The sequence below is a fragment of the Arthrobacter sp. AL05 genome (assembly GCF_029960715.1).
In the GTDB taxonomy this organism is placed as follows: Bacteria; Actinomycetota; Actinomycetes; order Actinomycetales; family Micrococcaceae; genus Arthrobacter.
In genome coordinates this window covers 1-5,493 of the sequence record NZ_JASBRC010000037.1, presented here as the reverse complement: position 1 = coordinate 5,493, position 5,493 = coordinate 1, and the positions used below count along the sequence as shown (strand labels likewise).

General features: G+C 55.1%; 2 rRNA genes. Both read left to right on the top strand.

Features of this window, described 5'->3' with window-relative positions:
- The first annotated feature begins 184 nt into the window (after positions 1–184).
- Positions 185–1,708, top strand: a 16S ribosomal RNA gene (locus QK287_RS18215).
- Positions 1,709–2,221: 513 nt separating this feature from the next.
- A 23S ribosomal RNA gene (locus QK287_RS18210) occupies positions 2,222–5,356 on the top strand.
- The 16S and 23S rRNA genes sit together here, the layout of an rRNA operon.
- Positions 5,357–5,493 lie beyond the last annotated feature (137 nt).

The window sequence follows — 5,493 nt, the reverse complement described above, 5'->3', positions numbered from 1 at the left end:
TGTGTCTGTTGTTTGAGAACTCAATAGTGTGCCAAGTTTGTTGATACCAATTTATTGTATTGAATTGGTTGAATTGATCAGGTCCGCCACCCCGTGGTGGGGTCTGGTTTTTACAGCTGGTTTCAAATTTTGTGCAGCTGATGCGTCCCGTTTTCCCGGGGGTGTTGGTTGTGTCTGTTTTACTTCAACGGAGAGTTTGATCCTGGCTCAGGATGAACGCTGGCGGCGTGCTTAACACATGCAAGTCGAACGATGATCCCAGCTTGCTGGGGGATTAGTGGCGAACGGGTGAGTAACACGTGAGTAACCTGCCCTTAACTCTGGGATAAGCCTGGGAAACTGGGTCTAATACCGGATATGACTCCTCATCGCATGGTGGGGGGTGGAAAGCTTTATTGTGGTTTTGGATGGACTCGCGGCCTATCAGCTTGTTGGTGAGGTAATGGCTCACCAAGGCGACGACGGGTAGCCGGCCTGAGAGGGTGACCGGCCACACTGGGACTGAGACACGGCCCAGACTCCTACGGGAGGCAGCAGTGGGGAATATTGCACAATGGGCGAAAGCCTGATGCAGCGACGCCGCGTGAGGGATGACGGCCTTCGGGTTGTAAACCTCTTTCAGTAGGGAAGAAGCGAAAGTGACGGTACCTGCAGAAGAAGCGCCGGCTAACTACGTGCCAGCAGCCGCGGTAATACGTAGGGCGCAAGCGTTATCCGGAATTATTGGGCGTAAAGAGCTCGTAGGCGGTTTGTCGCGTCTGCCGTGAAAGTCCGGGGCTCAACTCCGGATCTGCGGTGGGTACGGGCAGACTAGAGTGATGTAGGGGAGACTGGAATTCCTGGTGTAGCGGTGAAATGCGCAGATATCAGGAGGAACACCGATGGCGAAGGCAGGTCTCTGGGCATTAACTGACGCTGAGGAGCGAAAGCATGGGGAGCGAACAGGATTAGATACCCTGGTAGTCCATGCCGTAAACGTTGGGCACTAGGTGTGGGGGACATTCCACGTTTTCCGCGCCGTAGCTAACGCATTAAGTGCCCCGCCTGGGGAGTACGGCCGCAAGGCTAAAACTCAAAGGAATTGACGGGGGCCCGCACAAGCGGCGGAGCATGCGGATTAATTCGATGCAACGCGAAGAACCTTACCAAGGCTTGACATGAACCGGTAATACCTGGAAACAGGTGCCCCGCTTGCGGTCGGTTTACAGGTGGTGCATGGTTGTCGTCAGCTCGTGTCGTGAGATGTTGGGTTAAGTCCCGCAACGAGCGCAACCCTCGTTCTATGTTGCCAGCGCGTGATGGCGGGGACTCATAGGAGACTGCCGGGGTCAACTCGGAGGAAGGTGGGGACGACGTCAAATCATCATGCCCCTTATGTCTTGGGCTTCACGCATGCTACAATGGCCGGTACAAAGGGTTGCGATACTGTGAGGTGGAGCTAATCCCAAAAAGCCGGTCTCAGTTCGGATTGGGGTCTGCAACTCGACCCCATGAAGTCGGAGTCGCTAGTAATCGCAGATCAGCAACGCTGCGGTGAATACGTTCCCGGGCCTTGTACACACCGCCCGTCAAGTCACGAAAGTTGGTAACACCCGAAGCCGGTGGCCTAACCCCTTGTGGGAGGGAGCTGTCGAAGGTGGGACTGGCGATTGGGACTAAGTCGTAACAAGGTAGCCGTACCGGAAGGTGCGGCTGGATCACCTCCTTTCTAAGGAGCACCTACAGTCACCTTGCCTCATGTATGTGAGTGTGGAGGGGTTGTCAGGAGTACGCCCGTTGCGCAGACGCTAGTTCTGCGGCGGGTGCTCACGGGTGGAATATCAACAAGTAGCGGCCGCTGGTTTTTCCTGCGGCACTTAGTACGGTTCTGCACTTGTGTGGTTCCTGGAACGGTGTGCGGGGGGTGCTGGTGGTTTAGTGTTTGGCACACTGTTGGGTCCTGAGGCAACAGGGGCCGGGTTCCGCGGTTTTCGCTGTGGTGTCCGGTGCTGGTGTTTCTGGTTGTTCCTGGCTGCATCGATCGCACGGTTTGGTCCCTTTGTGGGGGTTGCGTGTGGGGTGTGTGGTACGGGGTTGTTGTTTGAGAACTACATAGTGGACGCGAGCATCTTTTATAAGAAGCAATTTCCAAGAATATGAACCTGGATCTGACCTGGGCGCCTTTGGGTGTGTGGGTTGGTTTTCGTGGTTCTCTCGAAAATTAGCGTTTTTGATCTTTTGTGGTCAAGTTTTTAAGAGCACACGGTGGATGCCTTGGCATTAGGAGCCGAAGAAGGACGTAGGAATCTGCGATAAGCCTGGGGGAGTCGATAACCGGACTGTGATCCCAGGGTGTCCGAATGGGGAAACCCCGCCAGGGGCGCGAGTCACCTGGTGACCCGCATCTGAACACATAGGGTGCGTGGAGGGAACGCGGGGAAGTGAAACATCTCAGTACCCGCAGGAAGAGAAAACAATAGTGATTCCGTCAGTAGTGGCGAGCGAACGCGGATCAGGCTAAACCGTTCCATGTGTGATAGCCGGCGGGCGTTGCATGGTCGGGGTTGTGGGACTTCCCATTCTGTCTCTGCCGGGACAGTGGGGTGTGTAGTGCAGGCATAGGTGAACGGTCTTGAAAGGCCGGCCAGAGAGGGTGTGAGCCCCGTAACCGAAATGTTGTGCACCGCCCGGGGAGTATCCCAAGTAGCACGGGGCCCGAGAAATCCCGTGTGAATCTGTCAGGACCACCTGATAAGCCTAAATACTCCCTAATGACCGATAGCGGACCAGTACCGTGAGGGAAAGGTGAAAAGTACCCCGGGAGGGGAGTGAAACAGTACCTGAAACCGTGTGCTTACAATCCGTCGGAGCCAGTCTGATTCTGGTGACGGCGTGCCTTTTGAAGAATGAGCCTGCGAGTTAGTGTTACGTCGCGAGGTTAACCCGTGTGGGGAAGCCGTAGCGAAAGCGAGTCTGAATAGGGCGTTGCAGTGGCGTGATCTAGACCCGAAGCGAAGTGATCTACCCATGGCCAGGTTGAAGCGACGGTAAGACGTCGTGGAGGACCGAACCCACTTCAGTTGAAAATGGAGGGGATGAGCTGTGGGTAGGGGTGAAAGGCCAATCAAACTTCGTGATAGCTGGTTCTCCCCGAAATGCATTTAGGTGCAGCGTTGCGTGTTTCTTACCGGAGGTAGAGCTACTGGATGGCTAATGGGCCCTACAAGGTTACTGACGTCAGCCAAACTCCGAATGCCGGTAAGTGAGAGCGCAGCAGTGAGACTGTGGGGGATAAGCTTCATAGTCGAGAGGGAAACAGCCCAGACCACCAACTAAGGCCCCTAAGCGTGTGCTAAGTGGGAAAGGATGTGGAGTTGCGAAGACAACCAGGAGGTTGGCTTAGAAGCAGCCATCCTTAAAAGAGTGCGTAATAGCTCACTGGTCAAGTGATTCCGCGCCGACAATGTAGCGGGGCTCAAGTACACCGCCGAAGTTGTGGATTTCAGATATTAGCTAAGCCGCCCCTTGTGGGTTGGTTCAGGCGTCTGGAGTGGTAGGGGAGCGTCGTGTGGGCAGTGAAGTCGCGGTGTAAACCAGCGGTGGAGCCTACACGAGTGAGAATGCAGGCATGAGTAGCGAAAGACGGGTGAGAAACCCGTCCGCCGAATGATCAAGGGTTCCAGGGTCAAGCTAATCTGCCCTGGGTAAGTCGGGACCTAAGGCGAGGCCGACAGGCGTAGTCGATGGACAACGGGTTGATATTCCCGTACCGGCGAAAAACCGTCCATGTTGAACAGGGGATACTAACTGCCCAATACCTGCCTGACACCCCTTGTGGGTGAAGGGTTTTGGTGGAGCGCGGGACCTGATCCTGGGAGGCAAGCGTATTAACAGGTGTGACGCAGGAAGGTAGCCGAGCCGGGCGATGGTTGTCCCGGTCTAAGGATGTAGGGCGAACGGTAGGCAAATCCGCCGTTCATGATGCCTGAGATCCGATGGGACTCCCGTAAGGGGGGATTCGGTGATCCTATGCTGCCTAGAAAAGCATCGACGCGAGGTTTTAGCCGCCCGTACCCCAAACCGACACAGGTGATCAGGTAGAGAATACTAAGGCGATCGAGAGAATTATGGTTAAGGAACTCGGCAAAATGCCCCCGTAACTTCGGGAGAAGGGGGGCCCCCATCGTGATGGACACAAGCTGTCCGGAGCGTGCAGGGGCCGCAGAGACCAGGGGGAAGCGACTGTTTACTAAAAACACAGGTCCGTGCGAAGTCGCAAGACGATGTATACGGACTGACTCCTGCCCGGTGCTGGAAGGTTAAGAGGACCGGTTAGCCGCAAGGCGAAGCTGAGAATTCAAGCCCCAGTAAACGGCGGTGGTAACTATAACCATCCTAAGGTAGCGAAATTCCTTGTCGGGTAAGTTCCGACCTGCACGAATGGAGTAACGACTTCCCCGCTGTCTCAACCATAAACTCGGCGAAATTGCAGTACGAGTAAAGATGCTCGTTACGCGCAGCAGGACGGAAAGACCCCGAGACCTTTACTATAGTTTGGTATTGGTGTTCGGAGTGGCTTGTGTAGGATAGGTGGGAGACGTTGAAGCCCGGACGCCAGTTCGGGTGGAGTCATCGTTGAAATACCACTCTGGTCACTTTGGACATCTAACTTCGGCCCGTAATCCGGGTCAGGGACAGTGCCTGATGGGTAGTTTAACTGGGGCGGTTGCCTCCTAAAAAGTAACGGAGGCGCCCAAAGGTTCCCTCAGCCTGGTTGGCAATCAGGTGTCGAGTGTAAGTGCACAAGGGAGCTTGACTGTGAGAGAGACATCTCGAGCAGGGACGAAAGTCGGGACTAGTGATCCGGCGGTACATTGTGGAATGGCCGTCGCTCAACGGATAAAAGGTACCTCGGGGATAACAGGCTGATCTTGCCCAAGAGTCCATATCGACGGCATGGTTTGGCACCTCGATGTCGGCTCGTCGCATCCTGGGGCTGGAGTAGGTCCCAAGGGTTGGGCTGTTCGCCCATTAAAGCGGTACGCGAGCTGGGTTTAGAACGTCGTGAGACAGTTCGGTCCCTATCCGCTGCGCGCGCAGGAAATTTGAGAAGGGCTGTCCTTAGTACGAGAGGACCGGGACGGACGAACCTCTGGTGTGTCAGTTGTACTGCCAAGTGCACCGCTGATTAGCTACGTTCGGATGGGATAACCGCTGAAAGCATCTAAGCGGGAAGCTCGCTTCGAGATGAGATTTCCATACACCTTGTGTGTGAGAGGCCCCCAGCCAGACCACTGGGTTGATAGGCCGGATGTGGAAGCGAGGACTAACGACTCGTGAAGCTGACCGGTACTAATAGGCCGATAACTTACACCACACACCACCTGGACAAACCAATCCTTCAAAAGAGGTTTGCCCATCAAGGGTGGTACAAAGATAACAAGACTGCTTGCGTCCACTATGTGGTTCCCAACCAACAAACCCGTTGCGTGAGGAACAAAAACACAACAACAC